The organism is Alkalihalobacillus sp. R86527, from assembly GCF_042466185.1.
Lineage (GTDB): Bacteria > Bacillota > Bacilli > Bacillales > Guptibacillaceae > Guptibacillus.
Map to the genome: position 1 here is coordinate 3,001,862 of NZ_JAXHBW010000001.1, position 26,465 is coordinate 3,028,326.

Sequence of the window (26,465 nt, forward strand, 5' to 3'; positions counted from 1 at the left end):
CCTACACGAGTTTCGTCGAGGCTTCTCCTCACTCGGAATTCAGATTGTTCTAACGTGTATGTACACTTGCCACTTCTCTCGTCTCGACATTCATCATAAATTCCAACGTATGAGGCGCTTCTCCATAAGGATGCTCGACCGTTACTTGCCACATGTGTTCATCCTTCTTGATAGTGACGAACGGCGTCTCATTCAACGCTTTCGCATATTCTTTCTCCGTCACCTCCGTTGATCCCCCGTCTTTCTTCAAGACATGCTTCCCGTCCGTTTCGTGAGCGATCGCGTACCCAGCGTGCGCATTCAACCATTCATTGACATCAGAAGAGTTTTCTCTCGCCACACCAAGAATTGTTTCCTCTGTCATGTTACGATACCTTTCTAACACGTCGAAAAGGTAATGTTTATATACGCCACAGCCAGGCTCGCACACATCAACGACGATCGCTTCGTATGGCAGATTATCGTTCTCTGCCTTATGTTTTCCAGCCGTATCGATGATGTACTTCTCTGTATTCGTCGCGGCATATCCTTGTCGCATACCGGTTGATCGTAACGTCTGAAAATCAGAGCCGTCACCTAACATCGACTTCTCAAGAAGATCAATCTGTGCAAGAAAGAACTTCGCTTCCGTATATGAATGCGTGCCACTATTGTGTTCTCGTTCAAACCTTTTCCGTTTCACAATAAACTCTTGATTATCCTCCGAGAGCGTAATGCGGTATTGTGCCTCTCGTGGTCCATGATGTTCCGTAATTCTCATTCGGAAATCCTCGATCTTCCCTTCGTTGCTTATGACCATCATAAAATTGTCGATTGCTCCATCACTGTATTCATCACTAACTTCTTTATGGATATTCTCCAATTCATCAACCAAGCTGCCACTGTAGAAGTTCGTATTCTGCACTTCTACTTTTCGAGGCCATTCATAGATCGTGTTTTCGATAAATGGTAAAAGGAGCGATAAACAAAAAACAAGGAGCCCCAAATACGCTGCTCCTTTTTTCACTCTACCGTTGGTCGTTAACGTTCTAGCAAACAATAAGAAAATCAGAAAGCCGATTGGCAATATTACGATGCCTATTTCCAACCTGAATACACCTAGTATTACGAGACCGATAATTTTAAGCATGAGATATGGCTCGGGCTCCTCTGATTTCCCATATAACAAGATGATTCCAACTACAGCAATGAAAACTAAAAACATATCAATCATACTACTCAAAACTTCCCCCTTGAACAATTGCTAGTAAGCTATACTCTAGTTGTTTCTTGAGACTTCTTACGAAAGTGGATATAAAGCTGGTTTCCCAACATCATTGTAAAGCCGTAGACGATGGCGAGAATCGTAAACGGTAGAAGAAAATCGTTCGCAATAAGAATACTCCCTACGATTACAAAAAGAAAAAGTGCTGATAGATTGATAACCCAATACGACTTAGAGAACGTTCGTTTATTACTTTTACTAGTCATCAGATTCAACTCCTCTATTTTTACAGCTTCATCTTTTTACATTGGCAAGCTCTAGCACCCTCTTGATGAATGGTTCCTTTTCACGTGTGTATGTAGGGCGATCGTCTTTGTAACGAGATGCGAGAGTTTGCTTCAACGCTTCATATTCCTTTGCAACAGCTGGATGGGCACGCAAGTAATCTCGAAATGCTAGCTTTTCCTTCCATTGAGCTCCTTCATAGTCACATATGTGAACGTGCGTCGTTCCCTCCCCCCATGCTCCTTTTCTGAAGAAACGTCTGTCTTCTAGCTCGGGTTTATGGACATACTTGTAACCAGCTTGCGCTAAAGGATCTTTCATCGACTCGACCTCCGCTAGATCGCGAATGCCAACGGCAATGTCGATAATCGGTTTTGCAGAAAGACCTTCAATTGAAGTGCTTCCGACATGTTCAATTCCGACAACGTCTGTCGCCTTTTGGATACATTCCTTTTCCTTTTCAAATTGCTCTGGCCAATTTGCATCATAATCAACAAGATGAACAGTAGGTTTTTTCATAGCGAACCTCCTAACTTGTCATGACTTCTATACAAGATGTTCAATGAATTGAAAACACAATTAATTTCCACTTATTTACCATACCACAAATGGAAGTTTACGTTGCCACGAAAAAGTTAATAAAAAGGGGGATGGAGGTGAAACTAGTGTCGACATTTTTAATTGGAGCTACAATTGTATTTATCGCAATCAATCTATACTTATTCTTCACGAACAAAACCTATCGCAAGAGCACATTCAGTTCCGCTCTTTTTCTAAAGCTCGTCCTCGTCATGTTCAGCATGTTAGTAGGATTTGCTGTGATTTATTATCTTCTTTCATTACAAGACCTCATCTTAGTGCAAAGCTTATCTTCAATGAAGCCAATTGAGATCACGTTCCTTACCTTACTGTACTTCAGTGGTGAAACGCTCGTGTCTGTCGGTTACGGAGACATGCTTCCCGTCGGACCCGCAAGATTCTTTGCAATTCTCGAATCACTGCTAGGAATCCTGCTACCAACCGCATACTTCATGAAATCACTGGATTTATCAAAGAAGTAAATGGTACCTGTCACCACCCGAATACGCTCGAATATTGTCGAACACTTCACGTTATAAGCGAATGGATTTACAAATCTTATAAATCGTATTATGATACGTAAAGATTAATTCATACTAAACTTATAAGGATTGAGGTGTTTTACTCAATGGAAGCAGCTACAAACGTAAAGAAACGTTTATCAACAACGGTAGTAAAACCGTTGAACCCTATACAGAAGCCGCTTGTTTCTCTAGGAATACTTGTTTCGCTCATCCTATTCGCAGTGATCGTCATGACCGTTTCCTGGACGCAAGGAGCGCTCTTTATCATCGGGTTAGCACTTGGGTTAACGTTATTACACGCAAGGTTTGGTTTCACATCAGCCTTCAGAAGGTTAACATCAGTTGGAAATGTTCAAGGTCTTCAGGCTCATTTATCGATGCTAGCTGTTGCAACGATTTTATTCGGTATCATCCTTGCAACAGGCTTTAGCTTCTCAGGCATTGCACCAACAGGCTATGTTTTCCCTGTCGGCGTCAGTGTCGTATTCGGCTCGTTCTTATTCGGAATTGGCATGCAGCTCGGAAATGGCTGTGCATCAGGAACACTTTATAATGTTGGCGGAGGGAACGCACCACTCTTTCTAACATTACTTGGTTTCATTGTCGGTTCTACAATCGGCGCCCTTCACTTCCCATGGTGGACGAGTGAAGCCATGCCTAGCCTTGGGGCGATCTCACTAGCTGAAACGACTGGATTCGGCTACGTTGGTGGTGTGCTACTACAACTTGCTGTCTTCGCAGGAATCTACGGTATCACCGTTCAGATTGCACGGAAAAAGAATCCTCCAAGTATGAAACCACTCCCAACGACAACGGGATTGAAGAAACTCTTCCGTGGCTCATGGCCACTCCTTGTTGCCGCGATCGTGTTAGCCGTCTTAAACGCACTAACGCTCGCAGTTCGAGGAAATCCATGGGGCATCACCTCTGCTTTCGCACTATGGGGATCAAAGGTACTTATGTTCTTTGGTGTTGACGTAAGTAGCTGGGGATATTGGGCTGGACGTACGCAGCAGCTAACAGACTCTGTTCTGCTTGATTCCACTAGCGTGATGAACTTCGGAATTATCCTAGGCGCATTTATCGCTGCGACGTCACAAGGAACGTTCAAATTAAAAGCGTTCACTCCAGGTGTTACGATGGCAGCATTGATCGGCGGCGTCATGATGGGCTACGGTGCTCGTCTTGCATTTGGTTGTAACATCGGAGCTTACTTCGGAGGCATTGCTTCATTAAGCTTACACGGATGGGTATGGATGATCATGGCACTCGCAGGAACGTACCTCGCCCTCTTCATCAGACCATTGTTCGGACTATCCAACCCAAGTCCAAAGGATTCGATTTGTTAGCGGCTTTAGCGGTGCCTGTCACCACCCGCTTTTTGTCACAATTTGTCTCTACCGATTGCGTATGAACCCTTCACCTTCGGTCATCCTAATCGGTAGAGGTGATTCAGTTGAAACTGAATAAGAAGAAATACGAGCATCAGCCAGGTTCTATGAAAAAGTCTTACACGAACGAAGTGGACTTAGTAGACAACTTGAATGAACAACAAGCTCAACAAAAGGATCGACTTACGAAGTCAAAAAAGAATCTTTAAAAGAAAAGCATAGCCATCGAGGGCTATGCTTTTCTTGTGCATTTGACCGCTTGGTTGAGACACTTGAACTTTCGTTTATACTTGAAATCAGAATTGTTTAAGCTTAGGGACTGACCCTATGTTAGAATGAATGAACCAAAGATTGGAGGGATGAAGATGGCTAACAAAACAGCACCACTACTTATCGCGATCGGAGCTTCACTATGGGGCATTATTGGCGTATTTGTCACGTATCTTTATGAAATGGGCTTCACCCCGATTCAGGTCGTCGCGATCCGGGTGTTGACTGCAGCCATCTTTATGTCTACATATTTACTCTTCAAAAATCGTCATCTCTTCAAAATAAAACCGAGAGACAGTCGGTACTTCATCGGTACCGGGATCATCAGTATCGTCCTCTTCAACTGGTGCTTGTTCAGTTCTATGGAAGAATCATCGATCTCGATCGCATTCATCTTACTTTATACGGCACCAGCGTTTGTGACGATTCTATCGCGTATTCTATTCAAAGAATCACTCACTTTTCGAAAGGTCACGGCACTGCTGATCACGTTAGTAGGCTGCTCTCTTGTCATTGGAATTTTCTCTAATTCCGCTGAATCTCTATCGCTCTATGGATTAATCATTGGACTAGGTTCAGGATTTTTCTATGCTCTTTACAGCATATTCGGTAAAGCAGCCCTTTCAAAATATGACTCCTTAACCGTAACGGTGTACACATTTCTTTTCGCTTCAGTAGCGATCGTCCCTTTCAGTGGATTAGGTTCCATGGTTGCTACCTTCACCAATCTCAAAGTGTGGGGACTCGTCATTGGGCTAGGCTTTCTTTCAACGATGCTTCCTTTCATTTTCTATACGAAAGGTCTACATCATGTGGAATCAAGCCGCGCCTCCATCATCGCAACAATTGAGCCCGTCGTCGCTTCTTTCATCGGCTTCTTTATTTTCAACGAAACATTGTCTCTCTGGCAATATATCGGCATGATCTTGGTGATTAGCTCTGTGATCATCGTCCAGGAATCTAAGAAACGTAAGGGTGCCCAGCCGCTCTATCATAAAGCTGAAGCATAAAACGGGTGGTGCCTGTCACCACCCGTTTTATGTCACTAATTGTCATCTTCTGTCCATGTTACTAGCGTACAAAAAAAGCCACCGGGGTGGCTTCTTTTATTCCCGTGGCAATGTGAACCACCTCACCCTACTGAAGTAGTTGTTCCTCTAATGCCTCGGCCGCTGCTTTTAATTGTTTTTCTTCTTTCAATAGTTGAAACAACCCTCTCATCACAAGCTCATCCGGATTTGATTTTCTCGACTCTTCTGAGATGCGATTTGTCACTTCAAGGTAGTGTTGCTTTTCCCCATCAAGGCTATTAACCCGACCGTATACCGCTTTCCAAGCTTCCTCTCTCTTCTCAAACGACGTGAACGCTCCTTCACGATCCATCCCTACAGAGAAGGGACGCATCATGTCGTCATCAAGTAAAGGATGGCTGTTTCCAGAAAGAAAATCGTTCGCAAGAATTTCGATTTGTCGAACGATATGATTCCCAAGTTCCTTTGGACTAAGGTTGCTTTCTGAAGAAATCATCAACCCTGTATACGATGTATAGATCGATTGCGTCATCCACATTAAATCCCACTTATAAGGGGAAATCTTCTCCCCATATAGATCGATCAAATTCCGCTCTAGCCAGCTGAACAGCCTTCCCCTCATGCGGTGCCCCATACTTTCTAACTTTTCGCTACTTTGGGCGGTTTCTCCTCGCATGTGCATTTTCATATATGATTTATATTCAAGGATCCCTTCGAACTGGACTTGAAACTGCTTAGCGAATCGTTCATAAGGAGGTAGATTCCCGTCGAGACCGATTACAAATGCACGTTCAAAAACGAGCTGCTGATAATGCTCATAGATCGATATGATCAAATCTTCCTTTGATGGAAAAAATGAATAAAGTGAGCCCTTTGAAATCCCAACGCTATCCGCAATTTGTTGCATCGATGTATGTGTGTAGCCTTTGGCCCCAATGAGCTCAACGGCAGCTTCTAGAATTGTTTTCCTTTTATCCATCTTGTTCACCTCGGAGTTCTCTTTCGTGAAACGCTATAACACTGAACTAAATTATAACGCCTCTCTCACGAAAGCGCGAATACAAAACGGTTTTCGTTATTTTCAGTAGCACACTCATATCTTGACATCTTCTATTATCAAGGTAAAATGACTATTGAGTCAGAAGTTGAAAAGTTTATTTTTAGGTGTCTAACGGGTATAAAAAAATTACATTGACCAATCAGTCGGAACTAATTAGAGGAGGTCCATAATGCTCAAGTGGATTCTACAACGATCAAAGCTATTTATCATATTCATCCTATTATTCGTTATCGTTGGCGTGTTTACATTTATCCAACTCCCACAGCGCGAAATTCCAGAAACGACCATTAACATAGGCACGGTGAATACAGTCTATCCAGGTGCCACAGTGGATACCGTGGAACGCTCGATTACAAATCCTATTGAATCATCGCTCGGTTCGATCGATGGGATTGCTGAAATCACCTCTTCATCTGCAGCCGGTTTTTCAACCATTGTTGTGGAAGTAGCAGATGGTGAAAGCAAGAAAGATGTATTTAGCGACGTCCGTCAGGCTGTTTCGGATGCTTCAACATCTTTTCCAGAGGATGCTTTTGAACCAGAAGTAAACGAATCAACAGCCAAAATGCCAATTGTTTCGTATCATCTAACCAGTGATAACAGAGAGAACCTCCTTTCCATGCAAGAGGAATTGAATCGCTGGAAAGAGGAAGTAAACGAACTATCAGGTGTTTCAGGTGTGACGATCAAAGGTCTACCTGAAGAACAAATCGAAATCGAATTGAAACAAGACGAATTGAAAGAATCGGGACTGACTGTCATCGATGTTCAAAACGCCATCAATAATGAGTATTACCCAACCCCTCTTGGCAAACAGAAGATGGATGATGAGCTTGTCCAGCTTTCTGTGGAAAACTACGATTCTCTTGACCAGATGGAAGAACTTTTCATCGGCAAGAATCCAGCTGGTGATTCTATTTTTCTAAAAGACATCGCAAGCGTCGAGGTAAACTCGAAAGAACAAAAGGACATCATCACATTTGAAGGAAAGCCTTCTATCTCATTTACAGCGTATGTCGAGCCTGGTGAAGACATCCCAACCGTCGATGAACGAGTGAGCAACAAAGTTGATGAGCTTGCTGAAGGGTTACCTTCTGATGTTGAACTAGAATCCTATTACTCTCAAGCATCGATCGTGACGGATATTTTCGATGGGCTCTTCCTATCACTCGCAATCTCAGTTCTTGCTGTTATCGTTGCGACGTCATTAGGCCTATCGGGATCAGGTGCACTTGTCGTCGCACTTGCTGTTCCGATTTCTGTCTTGATGGGCTTCATTCCGTTGCCATTCGCAGACGTTGACCTTAACCAGATCTCAGTTATCGGCCTGATCATTGCACTCGGAATTATTGTAGATGACTCGATCGTAATCAATGACAACATCCAGCGTAGATACAAGCTTGGTGATAAAGGGTTGATGGGTGCAGTAAACGGCGTGAAAGAGATTTGGGTATCGATCGTGACGTCCTCTCTTGCCATCGTCTTTACGTTTCTACCACTCATTTTCTTATCAGGTGGGAACGGTGCGTTTATTCGCGCATTGCCGACTGTGCTCATTACCACGATCATTGCATCAACACTCGTCGCGCTCGTTTTCGTACCGATCTTACGATACTTCTTGAGCCAGAGATCTAAGAAGCCAATGTCAGATGCACCTGGCCTTCTCGGAAAGCCGTTGAACAAGCTTGCTGACGTGTATGCAGATAAATTGCTTAAGAAATTTTCCAAAAAACCTATCCTCGTCTCCATCCTTGGCTTAGTTTTCACAACTGCGATCTTCGGGTTAGTTGTCCTAACACCGTTCGAATTCTTCCCTGCAGCTGATAAGGAAGAAGTGACGGTCGACATCACACTGCCAATCGGAACACCGATTGAAGAAACGCACGAAACGCTTCAGGAGATGGAAGAAAGACTTCAAACAGACGATGGTGTTTATGAAACGAGCGTCTTCACAGGCACAGGGACACCTGGTCTATTTAATAGCTCACTAAAGAATACCGGAGAAAACACTGGTCAGATCGTCGCCAGGGTCGATCGTGAAAACCAAACCACCCAGGGACTAATCAATGACTGGACAGATAAACTACGTCAGGAATATCCTGAAGCGGAAATTTTCATGGAAACGATCCAACAAGGGCCACCAGTTGGTGCACCAGTGACGGTAACCGTTTCAGGGCCTGAAATCGATAAACTTATCGAGCTTAGAGATAACTTATCGATGAAAATCGAAGACCTCGAAACCGATCTCGTTGTGGATAATGTTGGTGATTTTGAGCCTTCACTCGAGTATGTTCCAGATCGGGAAGCTCTTGAAGAAAATGGCATAACCGTTAACCAAATTAGCCAACAAATCCGACTTGCAACAGCAGGTATTCCGTTAAAAGCATTCGACAACGGAATTGTAAAACGAGATATGACGATTGTGCTTGAAGGTAACGAGGAGAAAGTAGATCTAACTAATTTAGAGCTTCCAGCTGCTTCCGCAGGTGGACCTCCTACACTCATCGCACTCGATGAGCTTGTTACAACAGAACGAAACGAAAAGCTTCAAACCATTCCTCACATTGATGGAGAACGAGCAATCACACTTCGCGCTTTTCCAAAAAATGAGGAGAATTACAAAGAAAATGTAAAAGAAATCGTTGAGAAAGAGCGTGATCAGCTAGGAGCTGATTATAGCATCACACTCGGTGGGGAAAATGAAGCACAAAGTGATTTCTTCGCAGAAATTACCGTTCTCTTCATTATCGTTCTTTTCCTTGTGTATCTGTTAATCGCTCTTCAATTCAACTCACTATCCCTACCGTTCCTTGTGCTTGTTGCTGTGTATCTTGCAATAGCAGGTGCGATACTCGGACTGTTTGTCACTCAAACTCCGATCAGTTTCCTTGGTGTAATGGGCATGGTATCCCTCACCGGAATCGTAGTACGGAACTCTGTGGTATTAATTGAATTCATCGAGCAAGCACTGAAAAAAGGAATGGATGTAAAAGACGCTGTCATCGAATCTGGTCGTGTACGCTTACGCCCAATTCTATTAACTGCGATCACATCGATCGTTGCCTTAATTCCAGTTGCCGTTTCAGGTGACGCACTGTTTACACCGCTCGCTGTTACGATCATTTCCGGTATCCTATTCTCAGCAATCCTGACGCTTATTATGGTGCCGATGCTCTATCTTGTTTTCTATCGTTTGAGAAGAAGAAAAACAGTCCAAGACTAACCTACTTTTACAATAAGGAAAGAGCCTGAAGGATTTAGTCCTCAGGCTCTTCTTCTTTGTCTGTTTTCTTAAAAGCAGTGGTAATTTCCGCTCCAGTCAGCAAAAGAGAGATTATCCACTCTTTTCTTAACTAGCTTGAACGTTGTTCAACCCGAGATTCTAGATTGCTCTTATGGTTGGATTGGATCACAAGATCTCCAACACCCATGGCAATCAGCCCGTTTAATATCCCAAAAGAGGAGGTGACTGACGCGCCGCTTCCGCTAAAAAAGCCAAGAAGGAAAACCCCTCCACTTCCAACGACAACCCCAATCCCTATTATGTATAAAAGACGTCCAACGAACATATTGCATCCTCCCTAAATCAGTTCCTACTATTTCCATAAATTTATTGTTGCAAATTATCAATACGAACTCAATAGCAGTAATTTATGATAACCTAGGAGATAAAGAATGTCAGACGAGGAGGTATTTTTCTGTCCCGACATGATCAAGAAGACCATCAAAACAAAGAGCCATTCAACGATGCAATCGATCACTTAACCAATGTGGAAGGCTATCCAATTAGTCAAACGACGTTTCGTCAATTACCGAAAGGCATCCGCTATTTAGGCTACTTCTTCATAGGGTGTATGGTCCTATTATTCATGGTTGTGTTCGTTAGTAACCTTATAGACTAAGGTGGGAGATATCAGTTCTTTCCCTATCATTTCCCTTTTACCACTTATTTTTCATAGTGATAATCAATCCCCGTTCATTTTGTAAAATCAATTGATCAAATAGAGGACGTTAGCCATAGTTATCACAAGGAAAAGGAGACTTCCAATGAAATTAATAAAACCGGTACAAGCGTTTATTGATAGGCAGTACAGTCGGCCAACTGGCATTATTGGAATGGTTATCGGGGAGAAAATGGTTCGTCAACATAAACTAGAAACAACGTGGACGATAGAAAAACTGAACGTTCGGGAAGATGAACTGATCCTCGAACTTGGATGCGGAGCAGGCTTAGCAATCAACATGCTCCAATCCGATCCTGCTGTTCAGCATGTCACAGGATATGATTTTTCTCCAACAGTACTAAAGCGAGCAAAATTACGAAATCAACAAGCCATTAATAAAGGGAAAGTAACTTTAAATCTCGGAAACGTTAACGCACTACCTCATAGAAATCATACGTTTACAAAAGTGTTTAGTATTCACTCCATCTATTTCTGGGAAGACCTTACTCAAACGATCGATGAAATATACCGAGTCTTAAAGCCTGCGGGAACCGTCGTACTTACGTTATGTAATGGTAAGAACGATATTTTGTGGGATGGAATTAAGAAAAAAATCGAGGAGGAAGTGATTCCTTCTATGGAAACGGCCGGCTTTGATGATATCGAACTTTTAGAGGGGCCACGATCTAGGGGCTATCATACGATTGCAGTAAGAGGAATAAAACATTCTTCATAACCCAAAAAAAGCAAGCCCTCTTCTTGAGGACTTGCTTTTCATATTTATCTCAAGAACACATGATTACCAATAACTGTTGTAACCTCTTTGCCTTCTAAATAGCTGCTCTGTGCTTTATCTGGGTTGTAGAAAAAGACTGATTCGTTATCGTACCCTTGATAAGCGAGCGCCTCTTTCACTGCACGCTTCGATTCATCACCTGCTGGTTTCTTGATTGTACCATTCAATACAGGTGAGAATTGGATACCATCATGGATGACACCGTGAAGCGAATCTGGGAAATCATCGCTTTGCACGCGATTCAACACAACAGTCGCAACCGCTACTTTCCCTGCATAGCTCTCCCCTTCAGCCTCGGCTTCAACAAGACGAGCAAGCAGATCTTCTTCATAGTCACTAGGTACTACTGGAAGCTCAAGCTCTTCTCCTGGCTGAATTTCGTGATGTGATTTATTGTTCATTGCCTGCAGTTGCTTAGCAGGGACACCATAATTTGTTGCAATTTCATATATTGAGTCGCCCTTTTGGACGGTGTGCGTATCTGTTTTGGCAGAACTTTGCGTTGGTAATGAGAAAGCTAGAACACAAGTTACTGCAATTCCTGAAATCCACATTTTCTTAAACACTTGTAATCTACCTCCTAAAATCTGTCTAGTAACAAAGTAACATAGGAGGTCACCGCGTTTCATTATTAATTCTTTCCAGTGTTTCCAACGAATCGAACAACAACTTGAAAGGTGCAGAGTATCCACATTCTTCCATCTGAGTTAAAATTCCAATCGATAAACCTGCGCTCGTTGCCCTCCATGCTTCTCATCTGAATCGATCACAAAGTCACGTATGTAGCGAAAACCGTTCTTTTCCAACACCTTCCCAGATCCTGGATTCTCCTTAAGACAACATGTTTCAATCGCATGGAGTCCTACTTGTTTTTCTCCGTAAGCTATAACGGACTCTACAGCTTTCGTTCCGATTCCTTTATTCCAAAATGGTGGAGCGATCCAATAATCAATAGCCCCCTGCCCATCTTTTTCTAATCTGAGCGATATACTTCCAGCAAATTCATCCTTGTATAGAATAGCAAATGGAAAGTGCGTCTCTCGCTCTTTTTCCTCCATTACGATCTGAAACCACTCCTTTGCCCCATCTTCTGGATAAGGCTCCGGCACATTCGTTGTCCGAGCAACCTCTTTCTTTGAAACATAGCGTTGAACATAAGGAATATCTTTTTCTTCTATAAATCGAATCGCAACCGCTTCCATACAATCCCTCCAATTTTAAAACGATCAGCTACCCTTACTCCTTTACGCCTTCCCCATCATAAGGACGCCTTTGACTAAGAAAAACAGAACAATCAGTATCGCAAGAAAGGATAGGGTACAAACAATCGTTAAGAACGGTGAATACTGTAGCGCATAGAGATAATAATCAATCACATAAATATCTGCGGGCTCCACGACAGTTTGTGGCGTAAACACGACTGATTCCCGCCAGTTCTCCAGATGAGGCAAGTAACTCGCCGTCCATGAGGATAGCCAGAGGGTATATCCGAAAATCGGCAACAACAGAAGTAAGAGTACTCCTTTAAGAATGACATTCATATTGGATACTTCCTCCTTCATACGTTTTGCTTATTAAACGAACCGCCACGCCCTCACATATAAAATCCACCAGAAAACGAGATAACTGTAGATCGCAACTAGAGCATAAGCCCAAAGAGCACCACCATGTAATGAGGAAACCACATAATCGAGTTCTGTCCCTTCCATACGTCCAATCAAGTTGATCGAAAGGAGTTGAGAAAGAACTATCAATACAACCCCTATCACTGAAAGGGCCACTATCTTCCCTTGAAAAATAGCTCTCACTGACATAGCCATCGTCCCGATCAACACGAGATAGTAAATCACCCAAAACCATGCAGGTAACGTTTCGCTACTCATCGTTAACCTCCTGTTCTGTATTACGTTGCACTCAGCTATTCGCCATTAAGCTCATCTAACCTTTTCAATCCTTCATCACGATCAAACGAGCTAAACCATCGAAATTGATCGTCATCAAGAATACGATAATGCTTGCTGATTAGATTTTGCTGCAACACATACCTTCCTTTCTGTTCAACATCCTTCCACCAGACCTTACCACCCATCGTTTTATCAACTGAATGCTCCATTTTTTTATGCGCGATCAGTTTGATAACTTCAAGAGGCTCATTTCCTAGAACGTGCTGCAGTACTTCACTTTCACTAAAGAGAGAACATGTGGCGACAGTAACTGTCCAGCTTGCGAGCACCCTATTCTTCTCGATTTGAACGAGCGTTTTCTTTGAAGTGCCTAGAACCTCCGCCATGACATCTTGTGAGTATCCTTGCTCTTGCCTGATCAAACGAAGCCTGTCTGAAACCAACTTCATTACTTCTTCTTTAGTCATCCTTACCACCTGTTCCTTTTTTCACCTTTGGTGTAATTTTACACTATTCGAGCGGTAACTGTCACCACCCAGGTTTGCTCGATTATTGTCGAAAGCAACAAAAAGGCTGTTCCACAAAGGAAACAGCCTTTCACAAGATTTTGTTATAGGTTAAGGTTCTTTTGATTCGTTGCGTTATGTTCCGCTAACCATTTCTCTGACTCATGAATCATCCAGTCCCCAAAGGTATTAAGAAAAGTAAGTAGTTCTTCAATATCTTCGGAAGGGTTCACTGCGTAATGTAAGGCCTTCCTCATCTCTCCTTCTTTTCCTTGGTAATGCTTCGCGAACAGTTCATACGCTGGGTACAAGTCTCTCGTATAAGTATGCTCACGTTCAATCACATAAGCTAACCCGCACCGAATGATGATTTTCATTATCCACACGCAACAATCTTTCACATCTTCGGGGTCATCGTTTCCGACCAGTTCATCCTTCGCTTGAAGAAGCTGCGCTTTCAGAGGGTAGATATGAGCATTTGCGAGCGCTTTATCCGCTCTGTATTGCGGTAACTTCTTTTGTACGTTATCTCCGTAAATACAGATGCTATGTGTTTTGATCATGAAGGGTATGATCGCAAACCGACTCGTTTCTAGCACTTCCTCTAAGGAAAAGATACTCATCTCAACACCGTTCACAAACGGAAAACGCTCAACAACTTGCTTTTCAATGTTATCAAGATCGCTTGCGCTTAGCTTCTCTTGTGACGAACCGGTAATGATGATCGTATCAAGATCAGACACGCCTTCGATCCCGAATCCTCTTGGGACAGAACCTCTTACATATACGCTATGTATCTCATTGGGAAAGCACGACAGTATTGCCTGTTTATAAAAGGAAATGGCTTCCTTAAATTCAACGCTTACGTTGTTCATTGATGAACAGTTCACGATCACGCCATCTTCTACTTTGCACACATCCCCTATTCGTCTAACTTCTTTCATTTCATCACTTCTTCCTTTTATTCGAATTCACTTACAGCGTCATAAAAAAGAACCTTATTGAACGAAATCCTAGTGCACACAGGAGGTTTGCAATTCAAAATACACCTGCCCAGTTGTTTTTCATTACTGATACAACCCATGCGATGAGCATCACAACGAATGCTATCGTAAAGGTGCCTTCCATGATGAGGCGTCTTTTATTCTTCTCTCGATAGCTAATGATTGCACGCTCAGCACACATGAACAAGAAAAACACAATCACCGTTCCGTTAAATGCAACATCTTTTCCGTTTGAGACGAAGATGATCATCAAGATGATGAATACTGCTCCGATAACTTTTCTTATTTTGTTAAACACAAAAAAACTCCAATCAATTCGAATCTATACTATAGTGATAGTTAAGACTAGTTTATATAGTATAATGAATACTCTTTTATTACTAGTACGAATCAGTAACTGGTATCGTTTCATCGCACGTATTTTTTTCTACTCACAGGAGGCACCGTATGCGCCAGAATAAAGAGCTAGCAAATGAACTTATACAGATGAAAAAACGTGATCTCGAACTTAGAGAACAGCTTTTGAAGGAAGGAACTCTATTCGAGGGCTATCCTATCGAAATGGAGAAAGTACATATAGAAAACGGTCTTCGATTGACGAATATCATGGAAGAATTCGGTTGGCCGAACGAGAATAAGGTAGGAAAAGAAGGCGCTGATGCTGCATGGCTCATCCTACAGCACGCAATCAGCCTACCTCAGCTACAGCGGAACGCACTCTCAATTCTTGAAGTGGAGATGAAAGAGGGAAAGATCGAACCGTATCAGTGGGCTCACCTTTTCGATCGCATCTCATTTTTCGAAAGAAAGCCGCAGCGTTATGGCACACAGTTCGACTGGGACGATGAGGAAAAGATGAACCCTTGGAAGATTGAAGATGAGGAAAACGTCGATCAACGGCGTGCTGAGATCGGACTTCCACCGCTGCAAGAGGAGATGAAGCGTATACAAAAAGAGATCGAAGAGAACGACGTATCGCCACCTTCATCTATGAAAAAGCGGATGGCAGAAGTCCACGAATGGCGTGAACGAGTCGGCTGGCTATAGGGAAAAAGTGTCCAGGCGAGATCGAGCGAAATGCACCCATGAACTTATCCCATCATATTGGCAAGATATTGAAAGAATGTGAAACAGCCAAAAGAAGCAAGACTAAAAGACAGGACAGCTATCGAGAGAAAAGGATGCTGATCGTGTCTTTTTGATTGTAGTAAGTAGGTTATGGAAAGTACGATGCCAATGAGGAACGATAGGACAAAGAGAGCTTCGGTCACGACCGAAAACTGAAGAACTGATCCAACCATGAAATTCACTAAATAAATCACATTCACAAGGAATAACAAGATCAACACCGTTATTTTCATGCGTACCTCCTTAAGCATGCCTTTCTAGTAATGACGAATAGCTGACGAGAAAGTTTCATCTTTTGCGAGTTATGGTACCATTATGGAAGATTGAAATTAAGGTGGGGCACTATGAAGCATCCAAAAGTAAAAACGTTACTACGAAAATTAATGGTTGGGTTCGTCACGGCTATAATCGTACCTATGGTCTTGGTTGGGCTATCCATAGACTCATCCGGAGAGTTTATCGCTGAATTCATGTATATGTTCCCATATTTCTTTTATGGCGTTTTCCTATATGGTATATGGGCTTCACTCCTTAGCGATTCGCTTGCAAGATCGATGGCTTACACGATGAAAAAACCGGAACCGATCATTTCATTGATTCTTCACGTTCTCGCTGGGGCTATATTTGGAATGGTTAGCTTTATTCCAGCTATAACGTTTTTCGTGCTTGATCGCCTTTTCCAGAAGAGGTCCAAAGTTCATAATCAGGTGGCGTAAAACAAACAGAAGGAACCTCCCTAGAGTGGAGGTTCCTTCTGTTTGTTTTATCTTCCATCAATCCCTAAGCGCGTTAAGCCCCCATTACTTTCCACAACAAACTTTCTTACTACAACCATTTATCATAAAACCGTAACGAAAGATTGTGATGGACCACGAAAACACTTCTAGAGGAGTTCATCATGACAATCCTAATCCTAACTCTATTCCTACTACTGGCTGTACCAGTAATGGTAGTATCCAAGAAAATAAACGAACACGATATGATTTTGAAACACAGACAACACGATCGTACTGGTATCAAATAGGCATAAAACAAAGACGAAAGTTTCCATCACTGTGTAGAAAAATCATGGTTATCGTGCTTCTGATACCGTAGGCGTTGCAATCAGCCTCAGCAAACTTTCCGAACTATCATGATTTAAGTAGGCATCTGCATTCATTCTCTATCCATTTTTAGTAGATTTTTATGTAATCATACACGAAAATGTAGATTGGAGCGGAAGGATGCTCCTGCGGGATGTGCGGGACAGGTGAGACCCCGGAGGCGCAACGGTTTTATGCGCTGAGAAGGCTCACCGCCCGCCCCGCGGAAAGCGAGCATCCTGAAGCGGAAATCACCACTATACCATGGCAGATGGTCTATAAGACTTTCACCACACTCTTACGGACGCTTCCGTCTTTTTATGCATACTATGACGTTTCTAACTGAAACTGCTGTTGCGCAAGCTTGAAGTATAACGAATCATTCTTCATTAGCTCGTCATGCGTCCCCGTCTCAATAACTTTCCCATCTTCCATCACGAGGATTTGATCCGCATGCACAACGGTGGAAAGCCTGTGAGCAATAACGATCGTCGTTCGGTCTTTCATCAAATTATTGAGCGCCTTCTGAACTTGAACTTCAGATGTACTATCGAGACTGGATGTAGCTTCATCCAGTAAAAGAATCGAAGGATCTCTGACAATGGCTCGAGCGATTGCGATGCGCTGTCGCTGACCACCTGATAACTTGATCCCCCGCTCCCCGATTTCTGTATCGAATCCATTAGGAAGCTCCATGATAAACGGTAGCGCATAGGCCTGCTCAGCTGCTTGCTTCAACACCTCGTCTGAAATCGAACTCTCCAATCCATAAAGAATATTTTCACGAATCGTTCCCGCTATAAGTGGACTTTCTTGTGAAACATACCCGATTTGATTTCGCCATGATTGAAGAGAGAATTCTGTAATCGTAGTTTCTCCGAGCGAAATGGCTCCTTTTTGGGGAACGTAGAAACGTTCAATCAGTGAAAACGTCGTCGTTTTCCCGCTTCCACTCGGTCCTACGATCGCGGTTATTTTACCCGGTGGGACACTGAACGTCGCCCCTTTCAAGATAACCTCTTTTCCGTAAGAAAACTCGACATCGTTGAAAGCTAGTGTCTGTGAAGGGTTCATGACTTCCTTTCCTTCCAGACGTTCCTCCCCTTCATGATCGATGAGAAATTGCAGACGTTCCGTCGCTCCCATCGCCTTCTGAATCGCTGTTAAAAACCTTGCCATCGAGCTGAATGGAATGATGATTTGAAACAGGTACAGCAAAAAGGCAACAAGTTCTCCCGCACTAAGTTCACCAGTCGACACGCGAACGCCGCCATACCCGACGATGATCACCAAGACACCCATCAGCAATAGGGTCATAATCGGCATGAGGAGTGCGTAGATTTTCGCTTCCTTCATACTGTAAGAAAAAACATTCTTGATGCCATCTTCCCCATTTTTCTCTTCAACATTTTCAGCAAGAGAAAATTTCACGAGACGGATTTCAGAAAGAACTTGCGTGATCGTCGCCGTGAATTTAGCCGTTTCTTCTTGAAGTCCTTTCGATACTTTATACATCCTTTTACCGATATAACGAATCCCAAGCATCATGATCGGCACGACCGTAAGCAGAATTGCCGTCAAGCGCCAATCAAGATATAAGAGTATCGCAATCGATCCTACAATCGAAAGCGTGCTCGTTAATAGGCTGATCAGATGATTCGAAACGAGATCTTTAATCACACCAGTATCATTGACGATTCGGCTCGTCGTATCGCCAACACGGTTACTATCAAAGAACGTTACTTTCATGGAAAGGACTTTCTTCATAAGCCTTTCTCGCAAGCGCGCAACTACCGTTTCCCCTATGTATAGTAGCAAGTACATCGATAATCCTGAGAATATCGCCTGAAGCACGAACGCTGCGATCAACAAGCCAATGAGGCCGTTCGATAAAGAACCTGAAGATAGTTGATCAACTAAATTCTTCGTGAAGAATGGAACAATCAATCCCGCGACCGTTCCAACCAGACTCATCACGATCGCAATCGTAACAAGGAGCTTCGAAGGCTTCGTTTCTTTTATTAAAGTGGCGAGACCACTCCAGTTCATTCGCTTGTTTTCTATATGTTCACTCATTCCTTCATCCCCCTTGCATCTAGTATATCTTGAAAATGAGAAATGTCATAAAAAAAGACTCTGCCTGTCACAGAGTCTTTCATTACCTATTGAAGTAGCTCCAAAATGTTTTGATTCCTCCAGAACTCAGAAGGTACATCATCATAGTTTATTTCAAACGCTGCATGCCCACCTGCAGCATGGCTCACTGGTATGCTGATTCCTAAACGATCTTCCGTGAAGTACGTGAACGTTTCAGAGTGTTGCTCCGTTCCGATACTATCGAGGTTATCTGCATTCTGTAAGCTAGCTACCGTGATTTCGCCTTTCATATCCGTTGCGAATTCTGCTACATCAGGATTCACCGCTTCAAAAGCATCTGATTTAACAAGTTCCACAAACGCATCATTCACATTTACCACATCGACTAAACGAATATGTGTTCCATTTTCAACATTGATGTTGGTCGTATAAAACATGTGATTTGGATGGGCGGCTCCTTCTACATAGCCATCTCCCGCATATTGCACACTCAAGAAAGAAGGACTTTTAAACGCAATCGTATAACCAATTTCAAGCTCTAATCCTTCTGTATCTGAATAGAAATTCATCACTTTATACGCTTCGTTACTTAACATGTTATTGATCTCATCTTGCTTCGTTTCATCTGCAAGATTTTTGATCTGTGGATATTCGATCGTAACGCCTTCTTCCGAGTACAAGTCTTCTGTAAGCTCAAAACTTCCGTCATCTGCTACAGCTTCATCATTAGCAGAACCTTCTCCCCCTGCACTTGCCTCTTCATTAGAATCTTCTTCAACATTCGTAGATTCTTCTTCAGGCTGAACCGTATCGTCTTTTTCCTCTGCTACGACAGCTTTTTCTTCGCCTTCATCGCTCGTTTTATCCGTTTGCCCGCAAGCAGATAAAACAAGACCGAACATAATCGTACCCATAAGCATCACTTTCTTCAAACCATTCATTCCCCTTTTTTTTACATATACACCCATCATACTCTACTTATGGATCAAACAGAATCCCTATTTTTAGAAGATTCTCATTTCATGATGTTCTGTAATCGTTAATGTTGGATTACCGAAGACTTATCGGATACAAGCATTCATGATACGGTTAGGATATCTAACAACACAGAATAATGACAGAATGAAATAACGATCAGGGAGGGATGTTCGTGGAAATAATTTTTATGTTTATAGTAGGATTGCTTGTTTCTATTATAGCTGTAATCGCGATTGTTAAAGGAATAACGTATCGAATACAAAAACCTACTGAGGATGTAAAAGAAGAGAATTCAAACCTGAATAAGAGGATCGATGACCTTGAAAATGAAAGGGAAAAGTAACATTCTATCACCATTGAAAACAAACAGCGCCTTCCATAAATGTAAGCTCAGTCCGTGGACTGAGCTTATTCGTTCGATTAGATGATACCCATCATGGCAAGGAGGATAATTCCGATCGTTGCGATCATCGGTATGATGAGTCCGACGACGAAGACGTCTTTGTACGAATCTTTATGCGTAAGACCTGTAACCGTGAAGAGCGTTAGAAGTGCACCGTTATGTGGGAGAATCGAGGCCCCCGAAGCAACGGATGTGATTCTGTGAAACGCTTCAAGACTCAGGCCGTTTTCTACGGCGATGTTGTAGTACTCTTCTCCAAGCGCTTCAAGCGCAATTCCCATACCACCTGATGCTGATCCTGTGATCATCGCTAGTAGCTGAACGGCGAACGCCTCTGAGAAGTATGGACTCAGTGGAATGGAAAAGATCATGTCTTTTACCGCTTCGAATCCAGGTGATGCGGTTACAACTGAACCAAATCCAACAGCGGCACTCGTATTGATCGTAGCCATAACAGATCCAGATGCACCTTTGTTGATTGAACCGATGAAATTCTTGAATTCCTTCCAGTTGAACGCCATGATCAGAAGAATACCGATCAATAGCGCTACGAGGATACTTAAATCTTTGAAAGCATTCAGCGTTACAACTACCGCGATCAACGGAATAATCGAAAGGATCCAATTCGGTAGGTTTTCCTCTTCAATCGTATTCACTTCGTTCGCGCCCTCAGGCTCTGTAAAGGTTTCATCCTTTTTCAACAACTGCTTCTCACGGAATTTTAGATAAAAGTAGCCACCAACTGCCATGATTAATCCCGCAACGATCCCCATTATTGGCGCAGCCAGTGTAGACGTTTTGAACGTGTTGATGGGAATGATATTCTGAATCTGCGGTGTTCCTGGAATCGCCGTCATCGTGAACGTAAATGCACCTAGTACAAATGTTGAAGGGATGAGCTTACGAGACACATTCGCGCGCCGGAACATCGCAACGGCTAGTGGATAAACCGCAAACACTACAACGAATAAGCTCACTCCGCCATAAGTTAGAACAGCTGCTGATAACAGCATTCCTAGAATGGCGCGCTTTTCACCGATAAGGTTTGAGATTTTATAAGCAACAGACTGAGCGGCACCTGTATCTTCCATTAACTTACCGAAAATCGCTCCAAATAAGAAAATCGGAAAATAGGATTTCGCAAATCCAACGAACCCTTCCATATACGTGGATGTGTATGTATCTAATATGTCCATCCCACTTAACAAGGCAACAATTCCGGACACAAGTGGCGCGATCCAGATGATGGACCAGCCCAGATAAGCCAGAAGCATCAACAGTGCAAGACCAATAATAATACTTATCATGATGTCAAATCCTCCTAAAGATCTACTGTTTGCTCTTACTATGTCCAGCGGTGCCTGTCACTACCCGTTTTTTATCAATAATTGTCAACTGCACAAAAAAAGCGCAAAACTGGGAACCAGTTTTGCGCGTTATCTGTTTACTAACGCTGTTCAATGATCGAATTTGCAACGTTGACCAACTCATCCTTCGTCATCGGTTCATCGTTACCATCTGTCGGAACGACGGAACGAAGACCAAACATGACGTTACCATTCTCACTCATCCAGGTTAATTCACTCATACTTTCCGATTCGTTAAAGGAAGCACCGATGTCGTTCTCAAGATCCACATTCGTTTCTCCGAAGCTAACATCTTTTCCATTTTCGTCTCGTTGCATCAAAGAAAGCTGCTCACCTTCTTTGGAATAATACACTGTTACATCGTTCGGTTCTAACTTTGTTTGTGCATTGGCAGTAACTTCTTCAGCCTCGAACGGAATGCTTTCCATGTCCGGTGCTGTTAATTCATTTCGAAACTCTTCTGATAGCTTTTCAACTTCACTCTTCACTTCTGGGTTTGATTCCATAAGTGAATTCATATGATCTTCTGAGCTCGAGCCTCCTGAATTACACGCAGCAAGTAGGAGTAGTGCGGATAGTAGCACGACTAATTTCATTTTCATTCTTAAAACCTCCCTCCCATATAGACGAAGGAAAGAAAATTAATGTTTCACTATGTAACGAATCCCTTAAAAGAAGTTCTCTCGTGACGTTTCTTCGAACACCTTCCAATGACCGTTCATCATTGAAATGTACTCTTTCATCACGATGAAGTTGATCTGTTTCCCTTCATCATTCTCCGTCTTAACGAAATAGGTGTCAGAACCTCGGTAATCGATCGTAATCACATCGTTTCCTTTAAACGAACCATCTTTCGAGATCAATTCTGTTAGCGCGTTCTTTTCGTTTAGCTCAAGAAATACGTTACACGGTCCTAGTAAATGAATAACCAACAATACAATAACAACACTCGAAGTGATGAGCAATTTCTTCATTAGAATCCTCCAGTTACTTGTTATGACCCCACATAACTTTAACATAATATTCCATCGTGAATTAAATCTCATGTTAAAGAAGGACTTTACTTGAAAAAATTGAATAACTTGTACAATAAGAAAGGAGTATTACTATGTCTACCTTCATCTCCCATGTTGCAACGGTTGAAATCCCAGTCAAAAACCTTCAAACGTCCATCGCATTCTACCAGGAGGTTCTAGGCGTCGAGCTTCATTTTCAAGGTGATCGAAACGCGATGCTTACGTTCAATAAAAAGGGCGTTCCGACGATCTTTTTAGTCGAAACCGCATCAACGGAAAGCATCTCTTTTCACAACTCTCATACAGAAGTCATACATAGCATCATCGATTTTTATACACACGATTTAGAAGGATTCTACCATTGGTTAAAGGAGAAACAGATTGAGGTTGGCTCTTACAACGCAAACCCAGATAACGGGTTTGGTGGCTTTGGTTTTAAGGATCCAGACGGCAACTTACTTAGCGCTACGAACATTCTCCATCCCGGTCAATAGCAACGAAAAAAAAGACACCCCTTCGCCAGGGGGTGTCTTTGTCTACCATTGATTAAAATGTTTGTGCAGCATCCTTCGCACGCGCAATACCGTTTTCTTTAATTTCTTCAGCTTTCTCAGGCATTAAAGCATGTCCCTCAACGTAAACGTGTTCGAGTGTAGGCACACCGTAGAATTGCATCATGACACCTAGATAGCGATGTCCCATTTCCATCTCTGCAGCCGGACCTTCTGAATAAACACCACCACGAGCCTGGATATGCATAGCCTTCTTATCAGTTAATAAGCCAACAGGACCTTCAGCCGTGTATTTAAATGACTTCCCTGCAACGGATACCGCATCGATATATGCTTTTAGTACAGGTGGGAAGAAGAAGTTCCAGAACGGCGTTACGAATACGTATTTATCTGCATCGATAAACTGTTCGCAAAGCTCAGACAGACGGTTGACCTTCGTCTTTTCCTCTTCTGAAAGCTCTTCAAATCCACTACCTTTTTGAAGCTTACCCCATCCGCTGAAAACGTCAGCGTCGATTTGAGGAATATGCTCTTTATATAAATCCATATGGATAACTTCATGATCAGGATTAACCTCTTTGTATTGATCGATGAATGCCTTCCCAGCAGCCATGCTGTAAGAATACGTCTCATCATGCGGATGCGCAGTAATATACATTACTTTTGTCATGTTTATCTCCCTTTCTGTTTTTCTTTGAAGCTCGATATAGTATGTGTTAAATAAAATGGGTTCTTACACCCTTTCGAGCCAAAGAGTTCTGAATTAAAATATCTTGAAACAAAGATAATAATAATAGAAGTGAAAGCACTAATCAACTTATCTGCTTATGACAAAAAAAAGAAAGAACTTCCCATCTAAATAAGAAGTTCCCTCTTTATCAAAAACTTATGCTTTTCGGTATGCTCGCCGCTCTGCATAGGACACACATTTATAACAAACGGGCTTTCGAACATTCTCTTCATCTAAATAATACTGAGGACGAATAGGCTTTTGTTTACAGATAAGACATTTATTTTTACCAAAAAACCGACTGATTAGTGTTTTCATTGTAGTCTCTCTCCTGATCATTCGTTATAGACTTACTTTAGTATACTTTAAACTTCTAAACCAAGTGATTAATTTATGAGAGAGAGTGATCTTCTTAAAATACAGAACAAACCTTTCCAGACGGAAAAAGCCTGCTTGTTCATTCTTTGTTTATTATCATTCTACCTTATGTAGTTCATTGAAAATAATGACGGTAAGTCCGTACATGACCGAAAAGGTTTTTTCGCTCGAGAAGAGATACATGAACCTCTCGATTAAACCCAGTAACGCTGGTGATTTTCAACAACTTTTTTACTACGCTCCTTATTTTTATCATCGCTTTACCAGCTCCATTTCCAAGCATAAAACATACTACTTTTTAAGTTATTGTTTTCCCAATATAGTAATAACCTTCCATTTTTCTGGTGATTTCCACATGTTGACTGTTTGAGTTGCGAGGAATACGATTGAAAATGTGCTTTTCAAATTACTCAGAAAGAAGGAATTGTTATGTGTGGCATTACAGGTTGGATTAATTGGTCTGGTGATCTCTCAAATGAAAGAGAAACGTTGAAAACTATGGCAGATTCTATTGCACACCGCGGTCCTGATGCTGAAGGGTTTTGGCTTTCAGAACACGCAGCTCTTGCTCATCGACGTTTGATCGTCATTGATCCTAGAGGTGGTAAACAGCCGATGGCTTCACCTGATCAACAACTTGTTCTTACGTATAACGGGGAACTCTATAACTATCGTGAAATAAAATCAGAACTTCAACAGAAAGGACATGTATTCACGTCCAATTCTGATACAGAGGTTGTCCTCCATGCTTACATGGAATGGAAAGAAGAGTGTGTAACTAGATTCAATGGGATATTCGCCTTTGCAATCTGGGATGAAAAGGAGCAGCAGCTCTTTCTAGGGCGTGACCACCTAGGGGTAAAACCACTTTTCTATTCAAAACAGGACGCCTCTTTTTTATATGGATCGGAAATGAAAGCAATTCTCGCTCATCCATCCGTCCAGCCCAAAGTAGATCGCACTGGTCTTGCTGAAATCTTTGGAATGGGGCCGATGAGAACGCCTGGACAGGCAGTTTTTCAAGGAATAGAAGAAGTTCGTCCTGGTCATTATCTTATCGCAACTGCAGATTCCGTCGAGGAACATCGCTATTGGCAATTAGAATCAGAGCATCATACGGATAATGTCGACGAAACAGCAGAAAAGATTCGTGAGCTACTGACTGACACCGTAAATAGACAGTTGATCTCAGACATGCCTGTTGTGTCTATGCTTTCAGGAGGACTTGATTCTAGTGGCCTTACGAGTCTTGCTGCTCAAGAATTCCAACAATCTGATCAAACACTTGAAACGTACTCCATCGATTTTGATCAAAACGAAGAGCATTTCCAAAAAGATTTCTTGCGACATGACATGGATGAGCCGTGGGTACGGCGAGTATCTGAAGAGGTCGGAACGAAACATCAGTCGATCACGTTTGGAGCCGAGCAGCTTCTCACCAATCTGCTTGAACCGATGAGAGGAAGAGATTTACCTGGAGTTGGAGAAATTGAAACGTCGCTCTACCTTCTTTTCACTGAAATGAAAAAAGATGCGACGGTTGCACTATCTGGTGAATCGGCAGACGAAGTGTTCTCAGGGTACCCGTGGTTCCATCAAGAAGAATTTCTGGATGCACAAGTCTATCCGTGGCTTGTTAACTTGCAGGGTATTTCTTCCATTCTGTCAGATCGAGCAAAAAAAATGATTAAACCAAAGGAATACCAGAAACAGCGTTTTAAAGAAGCATACGAAGAAATTCCGTTCCTCCAGGGAGAGAGCGAGTATGAAGCGAAGCAACGCCAGATGAGTTACTTCTTTATCACAAGGTTCCTTCCATTCATGCTTGACCGCAAAGATCGCGCGAGTATGAAAACTGGCTTTGAAGTTCGTGTACCGTTCTGCGACTACAGAATCGTAGAATACCTTTGGAACGTTCCGATCGATTTCAAGAACGTTGACGACATTGAAAAAGGCATTCTCCGTCGCGCTTTACAAGGAACGCTTTCTGAAGACGTGCTTTACAGAAAGAAAAGTGCTTATCCAAGTGACAAAGACCCTGCTTATCTAGAAGGGGTTCGCAAGTGGATGCTTGAGATTCTCGATAACCCGAATTCACCAATTCTTTCTCTTATCGACACGAAAAAAGTTCGTGCCATCGCATTGAACGAAGCAGATGAACTAAGTACAGATCAAGCAAAAGGTCTACTCGACTATTTGATACAAGTCAACGCATGGCTCGATGAATACGATATTGAACTCGTAAGCTAACCCTTTCAAAAAGGAGAACGGACGAC

The 26,465-nt window shown here is 42.5% G+C and carries 32 protein-coding genes; 12 read left to right on the forward strand and 20 right to left on the reverse strand.

Annotated features, from left to right (window positions below; all coding sequences use genetic code 11):
- Positions 1 to 49: 49 nt before the first annotated feature.
- From SJY16_RS15600 to SJY16_RS15610, 3 genes are read right to left on the reverse strand one after another with little or no spacing between them, the layout of a single operon-like run.
- Positions 50 to 1,222 (reverse strand): hypothetical protein, encoded by a 1,173-nt coding sequence (locus SJY16_RS15600; RefSeq protein WP_377890589.1) that lies wholly within the window; start codon positions 1,220 to 1,222, stop codon positions 50 to 52.
- A gap of 29 nt (positions 1,223 to 1,251) precedes the next feature.
- Positions 1,252 to 1,470, reverse strand: a complete 219-nt coding sequence (locus SJY16_RS15605) for a hypothetical protein (protein ID WP_377890591.1) — start codon at positions 1,468 to 1,470, stop codon at positions 1,252 to 1,254.
- 28 nt (positions 1,471 to 1,498) lie between these two features.
- The gene (locus SJY16_RS15610) at positions 1,499 to 2,008 is read right to left on the reverse strand and encodes a GrpB family protein (protein ID WP_377890593.1); all 510 of its coding nucleotides are present in this window, start codon (positions 2,006 to 2,008) and stop codon (positions 1,499 to 1,501) included.
- A gap of 137 nt (positions 2,009 to 2,145) precedes the next feature.
- On the opposite strand from SJY16_RS15610, the gene SJY16_RS15615 reads away from it, so the two are divergent.
- The 4 genes from SJY16_RS15615 to SJY16_RS15630 all read left to right on the forward strand — a co-directional run bounded on the left by SJY16_RS15615 (position 2,146) and on the right by SJY16_RS15630 (position 5,263).
- Entirely contained in the window at positions 2,146 to 2,550 is a 405-nt protein-coding gene (locus SJY16_RS15615) for an ion channel (protein ID WP_377890595.1), read from the forward strand.
- Positions 2,551 to 2,696: 146 nt separating this feature from the next.
- On the forward strand, positions 2,697 to 3,941 hold the full coding sequence (locus tag SJY16_RS15620) for a YeeE/YedE family protein (protein WP_377890597.1): 1,245 nt from the start codon (positions 2,697 to 2,699) through the stop codon (positions 3,939 to 3,941).
- Between the two features lie 107 nt (positions 3,942 to 4,048).
- Positions 4,049 to 4,192 carry a hypothetical protein gene (locus tag SJY16_RS15625; RefSeq protein ID WP_377890598.1) on the forward strand — a complete coding sequence of 48 codons (144 nt, stop codon included), beginning with the start codon at positions 4,049 to 4,051 and terminating at the stop codon, positions 4,190 to 4,192.
- A gap of 156 nt (positions 4,193 to 4,348) precedes the next feature.
- Positions 4,349 to 5,263 (forward strand): DMT family transporter, encoded by a 915-nt coding sequence (locus tag SJY16_RS15630; RefSeq protein WP_377890600.1) that lies wholly within the window; start codon positions 4,349 to 4,351, stop codon positions 5,261 to 5,263.
- Between the two features lie 127 nt (positions 5,264 to 5,390).
- Here SJY16_RS15630 and SJY16_RS15635 read toward each other — a convergent pair whose 3' ends face one another.
- Complete coding sequence (locus tag SJY16_RS15635) at positions 5,391 to 6,263, reverse strand: TetR/AcrR family transcriptional regulator (RefSeq protein ID WP_377890601.1); 873 nt, start codon at positions 6,261 to 6,263, stop codon at positions 5,391 to 5,393.
- Between the two features lie 250 nt (positions 6,264 to 6,513).
- Between SJY16_RS15635 and SJY16_RS15640 the strand changes: the two genes are divergently transcribed.
- On the forward strand, positions 6,514 to 9,567 hold the full coding sequence (locus SJY16_RS15640) for an efflux RND transporter permease subunit (protein ID WP_377890602.1): 3,054 nt from the start codon (positions 6,514 to 6,516) through the stop codon (positions 9,565 to 9,567).
- 130 nt (positions 9,568 to 9,697) lie between these two features.
- Here SJY16_RS15640 and SJY16_RS15645 read toward each other — a convergent pair whose 3' ends face one another.
- On the reverse strand, positions 9,698 to 9,913 hold the full coding sequence (locus SJY16_RS15645) for a hypothetical protein (protein WP_377890604.1): 216 nt from the start codon (positions 9,911 to 9,913) through the stop codon (positions 9,698 to 9,700).
- A gap of 478 nt (positions 9,914 to 10,391) precedes the next feature.
- Between SJY16_RS15645 and SJY16_RS15650 the strand changes: the two genes are divergently transcribed.
- Complete coding sequence (locus SJY16_RS15650; protein WP_377890606.1) at positions 10,392 to 11,024, forward strand: class I SAM-dependent methyltransferase; 633 nt, start codon at positions 10,392 to 10,394, stop codon at positions 11,022 to 11,024.
- Between the two features lie 44 nt (positions 11,025 to 11,068).
- Here the strand turns inward: SJY16_RS15650 and SJY16_RS15655 are convergent, their stop codons facing one another.
- From SJY16_RS15655 to SJY16_RS15685, 7 genes are all read right to left on the reverse strand, one after another.
- Positions 11,069 to 11,650, reverse strand: a complete 582-nt coding sequence (locus tag SJY16_RS15655; RefSeq protein WP_377890608.1) for a cell wall hydrolase — start codon at positions 11,648 to 11,650, stop codon at positions 11,069 to 11,071.
- Between the two features lie 141 nt (positions 11,651 to 11,791).
- Positions 11,792 to 12,286, reverse strand: coding sequence for a GNAT family N-acetyltransferase (locus SJY16_RS15660; RefSeq protein ID WP_377890610.1), 495 nt, complete (start codon positions 12,284 to 12,286; stop codon positions 11,792 to 11,794).
- 42 nt (positions 12,287 to 12,328) lie between these two features.
- Positions 12,329 to 12,625, reverse strand: coding sequence for a DUF4306 domain-containing protein (locus tag SJY16_RS15665; RefSeq protein WP_377890612.1), 297 nt, complete (start codon positions 12,623 to 12,625; stop codon positions 12,329 to 12,331).
- 33 nt (positions 12,626 to 12,658) lie between these two features.
- A complete protein-coding gene (locus tag SJY16_RS15670; protein WP_377890614.1) occupies positions 12,659 to 12,967 on the reverse strand; it encodes a hypothetical protein in 309 nt (102 codons plus the stop codon).
- Positions 12,968 to 13,002: 35 nt separating this feature from the next.
- The gene (locus SJY16_RS15675; protein WP_377890616.1) at positions 13,003 to 13,455 is read right to left on the reverse strand and encodes a helix-turn-helix domain-containing protein; all 453 of its coding nucleotides are present in this window, start codon (positions 13,453 to 13,455) and stop codon (positions 13,003 to 13,005) included.
- A 143-nt stretch (positions 13,456 to 13,598) separates the two neighbouring features.
- Entirely contained in the window at positions 13,599 to 14,438 is an 840-nt protein-coding gene (locus SJY16_RS15680; RefSeq protein WP_377890617.1) for a nucleotidyltransferase, read from the reverse strand.
- 94 nt (positions 14,439 to 14,532) lie between these two features.
- Entirely contained in the window at positions 14,533 to 14,796 is a 264-nt protein-coding gene (locus SJY16_RS15685; RefSeq protein WP_377890619.1) for a hypothetical protein, read from the reverse strand.
- 149 nt (positions 14,797 to 14,945) lie between these two features.
- On the opposite strand from SJY16_RS15685, the gene SJY16_RS15690 reads away from it, so the two are divergent.
- On the forward strand, positions 14,946 to 15,545 hold the full coding sequence (locus tag SJY16_RS15690) for a DUF6624 domain-containing protein (protein ID WP_377890621.1): 600 nt from the start codon (positions 14,946 to 14,948) through the stop codon (positions 15,543 to 15,545).
- A gap of 44 nt (positions 15,546 to 15,589) precedes the next feature.
- On the opposite strand, the gene SJY16_RS15695 is transcribed toward SJY16_RS15690, so the two are convergent.
- Positions 15,590 to 15,859, reverse strand: a complete 270-nt coding sequence (locus tag SJY16_RS15695; RefSeq protein ID WP_377890623.1) for a hypothetical protein — start codon at positions 15,857 to 15,859, stop codon at positions 15,590 to 15,592.
- Between the two features lie 111 nt (positions 15,860 to 15,970).
- On the opposite strand from SJY16_RS15695, the gene SJY16_RS15700 reads away from it, so the two are divergent.
- Together SJY16_RS15700 and SJY16_RS15705 are read left to right on the forward strand one after the other, a co-directional pair.
- Positions 15,971 to 16,342: a hypothetical protein gene (locus tag SJY16_RS15700; protein ID WP_377890624.1), complete on the forward strand. Its 372-nt coding sequence runs from the start codon at positions 15,971 to 15,973 to the stop codon at positions 16,340 to 16,342.
- A gap of 182 nt (positions 16,343 to 16,524) precedes the next feature.
- A complete protein-coding gene (locus SJY16_RS15705; protein WP_377890625.1) occupies positions 16,525 to 16,650 on the forward strand; it encodes a hypothetical protein in 126 nt (41 codons plus the stop codon).
- Positions 16,651 to 17,035: 385 nt separating this feature from the next.
- Here SJY16_RS15705 and SJY16_RS15710 read toward each other — a convergent pair whose 3' ends face one another.
- Positions 17,036 to 18,784 (reverse strand): ABC transporter ATP-binding protein, encoded by a 1,749-nt coding sequence (locus SJY16_RS15710; RefSeq protein WP_377890627.1) that lies wholly within the window; start codon positions 18,782 to 18,784, stop codon positions 17,036 to 17,038.
- Between the two features lie 86 nt (positions 18,785 to 18,870).
- A complete protein-coding gene (locus tag SJY16_RS15715) occupies positions 18,871 to 19,737 on the reverse strand; it encodes a polysaccharide deacetylase family protein (protein WP_483860834.1) in 867 nt (288 codons plus the stop codon).
- Between the two features lie 218 nt (positions 19,738 to 19,955).
- Between SJY16_RS15715 and SJY16_RS15720 the strand changes: the two genes are divergently transcribed.
- Positions 19,956 to 20,126, forward strand: a complete 171-nt coding sequence (locus SJY16_RS15720; RefSeq protein ID WP_377890628.1) for a hypothetical protein — start codon at positions 19,956 to 19,958, stop codon at positions 20,124 to 20,126.
- A 77-nt stretch (positions 20,127 to 20,203) separates the two neighbouring features.
- On the opposite strand, the gene SJY16_RS15725 is transcribed toward SJY16_RS15720, so the two are convergent.
- From SJY16_RS15725 to SJY16_RS15735, 3 genes are all read right to left on the reverse strand, one after another.
- Positions 20,204 to 21,493 (reverse strand): GntP family permease, encoded by a 1,290-nt coding sequence (locus SJY16_RS15725; RefSeq protein ID WP_377890630.1) that lies wholly within the window; start codon positions 21,491 to 21,493, stop codon positions 20,204 to 20,206.
- Between the two features lie 140 nt (positions 21,494 to 21,633).
- Complete coding sequence (locus SJY16_RS15730) at positions 21,634 to 22,155, reverse strand: hypothetical protein (protein ID WP_377890631.1); 522 nt, start codon at positions 22,153 to 22,155, stop codon at positions 21,634 to 21,636.
- 66 nt (positions 22,156 to 22,221) lie between these two features.
- Positions 22,222 to 22,527: a hypothetical protein gene (locus tag SJY16_RS15735; RefSeq protein WP_377890633.1), complete on the reverse strand. Its 306-nt coding sequence runs from the start codon at positions 22,525 to 22,527 to the stop codon at positions 22,222 to 22,224.
- A gap of 134 nt (positions 22,528 to 22,661) precedes the next feature.
- Here SJY16_RS15735 and SJY16_RS15740 point away from each other — a divergent pair, with 134 nt between their 5' ends.
- Positions 22,662 to 23,063, forward strand: coding sequence for a VOC family protein (locus SJY16_RS15740; RefSeq protein WP_377890635.1), 402 nt, complete (start codon positions 22,662 to 22,664; stop codon positions 23,061 to 23,063).
- Between the two features lie 52 nt (positions 23,064 to 23,115).
- Here SJY16_RS15740 and SJY16_RS15745 read toward each other — a convergent pair whose 3' ends face one another.
- Positions 23,116 to 23,751 (reverse strand): FMN-dependent NADH-azoreductase, encoded by a 636-nt coding sequence (locus tag SJY16_RS15745; RefSeq protein WP_377890637.1) that lies wholly within the window; start codon positions 23,749 to 23,751, stop codon positions 23,116 to 23,118.
- Positions 23,752 to 23,967: 216 nt separating this feature from the next.
- Positions 23,968 to 24,129 carry a hypothetical protein gene (locus tag SJY16_RS15750; RefSeq protein WP_377890639.1) on the reverse strand — a complete coding sequence of 54 codons (162 nt, stop codon included), beginning with the start codon at positions 24,127 to 24,129 and terminating at the stop codon, positions 23,968 to 23,970.
- Between the two features lie 489 nt (positions 24,130 to 24,618).
- Here SJY16_RS15750 and asnB point away from each other — a divergent pair, with 489 nt between their 5' ends.
- On the forward strand, positions 24,619 to 26,439 hold the full coding sequence (gene asnB, locus SJY16_RS15755) for an asparagine synthase (glutamine-hydrolyzing) (protein ID WP_377890640.1): 1,821 nt from the start codon (positions 24,619 to 24,621) through the stop codon (positions 26,437 to 26,439).
- The last annotated feature ends 26 nt before the right edge of the window (positions 26,440 to 26,465 follow it).

Excerpts from the sequence above, each read along its gene's own strand:
- SJY16_RS15605 (WP_377890591.1), bottom strand. The coding sequence starts at position 1,470 with ATGACTAGTAAAAGTAATAAACGAACGTTCTCTAAGTCGTATTGGGTT.
- SJY16_RS15610 (WP_377890593.1), bottom strand. The coding sequence starts at position 2,008 with ATGAAAAAACCTACTGTTCATCTTGTTGATTATGATGCAAATTGGCCA.
- SJY16_RS15620 (WP_377890597.1), top strand. The coding sequence starts at position 2,697 with ATGGAAGCAGCTACAAACGTAAAGAAACGTTTATCAACAACGGTAGTA.
- SJY16_RS15630 (WP_377890600.1), top strand. The coding sequence starts at position 4,349 with ATGGCTAACAAAACAGCACCACTACTTATCGCGATCGGAGCTTCACTA.
- SJY16_RS15635 (WP_377890601.1), bottom strand. The coding sequence starts at position 6,263 with ATGGATAAAAGGAAAACAATTCTAGAAGCTGCCGTTGAGCTCATTGGG.
- SJY16_RS15640 (WP_377890602.1), top strand. The coding sequence starts at position 6,514 with ATGCTCAAGTGGATTCTACAACGATCAAAGCTATTTATCATATTCATC.
- SJY16_RS15645 (WP_377890604.1), bottom strand. The coding sequence starts at position 9,913 with ATGTTCGTTGGACGTCTTTTATACATAATAGGGATTGGGGTTGTCGTT.
- SJY16_RS15650 (WP_377890606.1), top strand. The coding sequence starts at position 10,392 with ATGAAATTAATAAAACCGGTACAAGCGTTTATTGATAGGCAGTACAGT.
- SJY16_RS15660 (WP_377890610.1), bottom strand. The coding sequence starts at position 12,286 with ATGGAAGCGGTTGCGATTCGATTTATAGAAGAAAAAGATATTCCTTAT.
- SJY16_RS15665 (WP_377890612.1), bottom strand. The coding sequence starts at position 12,625 with ATGAATGTCATTCTTAAAGGAGTACTCTTACTTCTGTTGTTGCCGATT.
- SJY16_RS15670 (WP_377890614.1), bottom strand. The coding sequence starts at position 12,967 with ATGAGTAGCGAAACGTTACCTGCATGGTTTTGGGTGATTTACTATCTC.
- SJY16_RS15675 (WP_377890616.1), bottom strand. The coding sequence starts at position 13,455 with ATGACTAAAGAAGAAGTAATGAAGTTGGTTTCAGACAGGCTTCGTTTG.
- SJY16_RS15680 (WP_377890617.1), bottom strand. The coding sequence starts at position 14,438 with ATGAAAGAAGTTAGACGAATAGGGGATGTGTGCAAAGTAGAAGATGGC.
- SJY16_RS15690 (WP_377890621.1), top strand. The coding sequence starts at position 14,946 with ATGCGCCAGAATAAAGAGCTAGCAAATGAACTTATACAGATGAAAAAA.
- SJY16_RS15695 (WP_377890623.1), bottom strand. The coding sequence starts at position 15,859 with ATGAAAATAACGGTGTTGATCTTGTTATTCCTTGTGAATGTGATTTAT.
- SJY16_RS15700 (WP_377890624.1), top strand. The coding sequence starts at position 15,971 with ATGAAGCATCCAAAAGTAAAAACGTTACTACGAAAATTAATGGTTGGG.
- SJY16_RS15705 (WP_377890625.1), top strand. The coding sequence starts at position 16,525 with ATGACAATCCTAATCCTAACTCTATTCCTACTACTGGCTGTACCAGTA.
- SJY16_RS15710 (WP_377890627.1), bottom strand. The coding sequence starts at position 18,784 with ATGAGTGAACATATAGAAAACAAGCGAATGAACTGGAGTGGTCTCGCC.
- SJY16_RS15725 (WP_377890630.1), bottom strand. The coding sequence starts at position 21,493 with ATGATAAGTATTATTATTGGTCTTGCACTGTTGATGCTTCTGGCTTAT.
- SJY16_RS15730 (WP_377890631.1), bottom strand. The coding sequence starts at position 22,155 with ATGAAAATGAAATTAGTCGTGCTACTATCCGCACTACTCCTACTTGCT.
- SJY16_RS15735 (WP_377890633.1), bottom strand. The coding sequence starts at position 22,527 with ATGAAGAAATTGCTCATCACTTCGAGTGTTGTTATTGTATTGTTGGTT.
- SJY16_RS15740 (WP_377890635.1), top strand. The coding sequence starts at position 22,662 with ATGTCTACCTTCATCTCCCATGTTGCAACGGTTGAAATCCCAGTCAAA.
- SJY16_RS15745 (WP_377890637.1), bottom strand. The coding sequence starts at position 23,751 with ATGACAAAAGTAATGTATATTACTGCGCATCCGCATGATGAGACGTAT.
- SJY16_RS15750 (WP_377890639.1), bottom strand. The coding sequence starts at position 24,129 with ATGAAAACACTAATCAGTCGGTTTTTTGGTAAAAATAAATGTCTTATC.
- asnB (WP_377890640.1), top strand. The coding sequence starts at position 24,619 with ATGTGTGGCATTACAGGTTGGATTAATTGGTCTGGTGATCTCTCAAAT.